6 protein-coding genes are annotated in these 4,094 nt (G+C 40.7%); 1 reads left to right on the forward strand and 5 read right to left on the reverse strand.

Going from position 1 to position 4,094, the window contains the following annotated elements:
• Positions 1–28 precede the first annotated feature (28 nt).
• Positions 29–1,183 carry an acyl-CoA dehydrogenase family protein gene (locus tag Q8P28_09840; protein ID MDP2683081.1) on the forward strand — a complete coding sequence of 385 codons (1,155 nt, stop codon included), beginning with the start codon at positions 29–31 and terminating at the stop codon, positions 1,181–1,183.
• 42 nt (positions 1,184–1,225) lie between these two features.
• On the opposite strand, the gene rimO is transcribed toward Q8P28_09840, so the two are convergent.
• The 5 genes from rimO to Q8P28_09865 form a co-directional block, all read right to left on the reverse strand.
• Complete coding sequence (gene rimO, locus Q8P28_09845; protein MDP2683082.1) at positions 1,226–2,560, reverse strand: 30S ribosomal protein S12 methylthiotransferase RimO; 1,335 nt, start codon at positions 2,558–2,560, stop codon at positions 1,226–1,228.
• 209 nt (positions 2,561–2,769) lie between these two features.
• The gene (locus Q8P28_09850) at positions 2,770–3,405 is read right to left on the reverse strand and encodes a hypothetical protein (protein ID MDP2683083.1); all 636 of its coding nucleotides are present in this window, start codon (positions 3,403–3,405) and stop codon (positions 2,770–2,772) included.
• A 100-nt stretch (positions 3,406–3,505) separates the two neighbouring features.
• On the reverse strand, positions 3,506–3,754 hold the full coding sequence (locus Q8P28_09855) for a DUF2283 domain-containing protein (protein ID MDP2683084.1): 249 nt from the start codon (positions 3,752–3,754) through the stop codon (positions 3,506–3,508).
• Positions 3,755–3,763: 9 nt separating this feature from the next.
• Entirely contained in the window at positions 3,764–3,985 is a 222-nt protein-coding gene (locus tag Q8P28_09860) for a DUF4258 domain-containing protein (protein ID MDP2683085.1), read from the reverse strand.
• A 4-nt stretch (positions 3,986–3,989) separates the two neighbouring features.
• Positions 3,990–4,094 (reverse strand): DUF520 family protein (locus Q8P28_09865; protein MDP2683086.1); only part of this gene is annotated, 105 nt, incomplete at its 5' end.

Below are 4,094 nucleotides of genomic sequence, written 5' to 3' on the forward strand. Positions count from 1 at the left end.
TTAAAATACAAAGGCTAAGGAGACAGCCATGAACTTTGACCTCACAGAAGAACAAAAAATGGTGAAGGAGACCGCAAGAAAATTTGCTGAAAGAGAGATAATGCCGTTTGCAAGGGAGAATGATGTAAAAGAGCATTTTCCCATAGAGATATTCAGAAAGATGGCTGGGCTGGGTTTTCTCGGCGGCCCGATTCCGGAAAAATACGGCGGAGCGGGTCTTGATTTTATAAGCGATGCAATAATATTTGAGGAGATTGGCAGGGCGGATTCCTCTTTAAGGACAGCATTATCCGTTCAGGTGTCGCTTGTCGGCCTTACAATATTAAAATGGGGGACCGAAGAACAGAAACAGAAATATATTCCTAAACTGTGCAAAGGGGAATTCATCGGCTGTTTTGCGCTTACTGAGCCAAACGCAGGCAGCGATGCCGCAAGTATTTTAACCAGCGCGGCATTGAAGGGTAATGAATGGATATTGAACGGCACAAAAACATGGATAAGCAGCGGCAGTATAGCAGATATTGCTATTGTCTTTGCGGTGACAGACAAAACAAAAGGGTATCACGGCATAACGGCCTTTATCATAGAAAAGGGCTGTCCGGGTTTTTCTACAAAGGATATAAAAGGAAAATTAGGATTAAGGGCGTCAAATACAGCAGAGCTTATTTTTGAAGATTGCAGGATTCCAAAGAATGCTGTACTGGGCGATATTGGCAAAGGCTTCAAGATTGCCATGAGCGCGCTTGACAACGGGAGATACGGCGTCGCATCCGGCTGTGTTGGTATCATACAGGGATGCATAGACGCCTGTGCCAGGTACGCGAAAGAAAGGCATCAATTCGGAAAACCCATCGCAGGCTTTCAACTGATACAAGATAAGATTGCAAGAATGGTAGTTGATTGCGATGCGGCAAGGCTTCTTGTATATCGGGCAGGACATCTCAAAAACAAGGGCAAAGTAAATACTATTGAAACATCCATTGCAAAATACTTTGCCAGCGAAGCGGCCAACAGGGCGGCATCTGATGCAGTGCAGATATTCGGCGGATATGGCTATTCAAACGAATATCCTGTTGAGAGATATTTCAGAGATGCCAAAGTGGCAACCATTTATGAAGGCACATCAGAGATACAGAAGCTCATAATTGGCAGCCATGCATTAGGGATAAAGGCATTTGTATAACCTAAAAATAAAAACAAGACAAATCTATTATCTTCACCCATCCTACATGATGCCGCCGACAATATCATGCTCTCCGGCATCAGTTATAATAACATCCGCAATATCACCAGGAGATGCAATGCCTTTATTTATGTATGTAATACCGTCAATATTGTCGGGGGCCTGCTGCATGGAGCGGCCTTTTAAAAGAAATTCGGTCTCTTCGCTTACACCTTCCACAAGAACCTGTATCGCGCTTCCCACAAGGAGTCTGTTTTTTTCTCCGGCTATCTTTGTCTGGGCCTCCATGATTTTTCTAAGTCTAACTTTTTTTACAGCCTCCGGAACCTGTCCCTTCATTTTATAAGCCGGTGTGCCTTCTTCCCTTGAATACTTAAAAACACCGAGCCTGTCAAACTGCGCTGTTTTTACAAAATCCAGAAGCTCATCAAATTCTTCTTCAGTTTCACCGGGAAAGCCTACAATAAGAGATGTCCGCAGCGCTGCATCAGGGATTTCATGTCTAATCATTTTTATAATTTCCTGTATCTGTGCCTTGGTATGGTTGCGGTTCATTGCCCTGAGAATCCTGTTGTTGATATGCTGAATCGGCATATCAATATATTTGCAAATCTTTTCTTCATCTCTGATGAGGTGTATCAAATTCTTTGTAATCTTGCCCGGATAAAGATAAAGAAGCCTGACCCACTCAATGCCGACTACTTTAACTGCTCTTTTGAGAAGTGTTTCCAAACCCCTTAAGTCATCCCCATCCATGCCGTAAGACGTAGAATCCTGGGCAATCAGATTTATCTCTTTAACACTCTGCTGTGCAAGATTTTCTATTTCTTTGATAACAGAATTTAAAGACCTGCTCCTGAATTCCCCCCGTATGGATGGGATTGTGCAGTAAGAGCAATAATTTGAGCAGCCCTCGGCAATTTTCACATATGCTGAATACCTCGGGGTAGCAAGTATCCTCGGCGTATCATAGTCATGGACATATCTTGGGATTCCTGCAATGACTTTTTGATTTGAGCCATTCTTTATAATATAGGCAATCTTTGGATACTCGCCAGTGCCGATAAAAAAATCCACCTCCGGCATTTCCTTTGCCAGTTCATCTTTGTATCTCTGCACAAGACATCCTGTAACAATCAAAAGCCTACATCTGCCTTTTTCCTTATACTGAGCAAGCCTTAATATCGCATTGATAGACTCCTCCTTTGCATCGCCGATAAAACCGCAGGTGTTGACAATCAGTATATCGGCGTCATCTTCATTAGCCGTCAACTCAAAGTTATCCTGCTTAAGAATTCCCAGCATCACCTCAGAGTCAACAAGATTTTTCGGACAGCCGAGGCTGGTGAGGCAGATTTTTTCAGGGTGTTTGGGCATGGGTTTGCAGGTATTTTGCGGTTGCTATAGCGGGTTCAAGTTTGTAACTTGAACCCATAAAATTAGTATAGTTAAGATAGTTACAAACTTAATGGAGCAGGTTGCAAACCTGCTCCCGCAAAAGATGATATTATATAGTCTCTTCCTCCGTTGCCCGCAATAGGCAGATAACGTTCTTGGCGGAAAAGAAGCCCCATAGGGTTTGGATGTCAGTCTTTTCCGCCGTTGTTAGCCGACGTGCTCTTAGAATCTGAAAATCGTAATAACCAACTATCTTTGTAACCTTGCTTCTTGGATTCCCGTAAAATTACCCAACTGATCAGGTTAAATAGCAAGATGTAAAGAAAAAGAGCAATGATTAATCCTGATAACGATGATAGACAAGTCCATTTGCTTATCAGAATATACAGGGGAAGAAACGATATTACAAGAAACGCATTAAATATTGTGAACTCTGTATTTAACAGCGTTCTTTTAAGAACAAAAACAATACACTTAGTCTTTTTAGACCTTTTATAATCTTCTTTAATAATTAATGTCTCCCATACTTCAGAGATATTTTTATCAATTACATCGTTGCCTTGAAGTATCAAGTTTTGCAAGACTATGGCTGAATTAACATAAATAGTATGCCATTTTCTATAGTGAATAAGAATAATAGCCAGTAAGACCCCAAATATGATTAGGATAACTGAAAATATATCCTTAACTTCCCCAAGTTTATCTAAAGAGCTAAAAAATATTACTACAACTGCTGCAAAAAAACCTAATATTTGGTCTCTCTTCTTGTCTGTTTCCTTTAAATGCTCGTGACACTGCTTATAGATTTCATCTAAAATATTCACTCTCAATAATAATCTCCTTCCTCAGAGCATGTTGGCTAACTAGGGAATATCCGCACCATTTCGCCTATACTCCCAAAATGGAAGGATAGGCGAAGTATTTTTAATGCGTAACCGTTTTATATTGAAACACCGGGCTGTTTTTCTCCAATATCAGATTCTCGGTGGAGAGGTTGAAAATGTCTTCCAAACTATACCTTTCTGTTGCTCCGATGATCTCAAGGCCGATGATTTTTCCTTCTTCATCAATATCCAGATTTATTCCCTCTTCCACCTCTCTTGTATGTGAAACTTTTTTCTCCTGGATTCTTATATAGAGAGCGTCCACCTCTTTATCGTATTCAATCTTCATAGCAGCCTCCTATTTGTTTTTGTCTATTGCAGTAATGATTACTATGTTATCACTTTCCTGTTTAAAAGTAACCTTGAGCCATTTACTGCCAATATGTTTAAAAGCATTTTTTCTGTCTTTTCTGGAATTTTCTACCTTTTCAGGATAAAGGACGGTATCTTTAATCTCACCTTCCTCAATCTCTCTCCACTTCATCTGCCGCTGGACATGTCTGCTAAAGTATATATCCAAGCCGTTAATCCCTCATATTCACACACTGCAAACTAACCCCCAAATCCTTTGTCTTAAGAATTTGGATTACTTCCTGCAGGTCGTCTATCTTTTTGCCTGTTACCCTTAC

It is taken from the genome of Deltaproteobacteria bacterium (assembly GCA_030690165.1).
Classification (GTDB): domain Bacteria; phylum Desulfobacterota; class GWC2-55-46; order UBA9637; family UBA9637; genus JACRNJ01.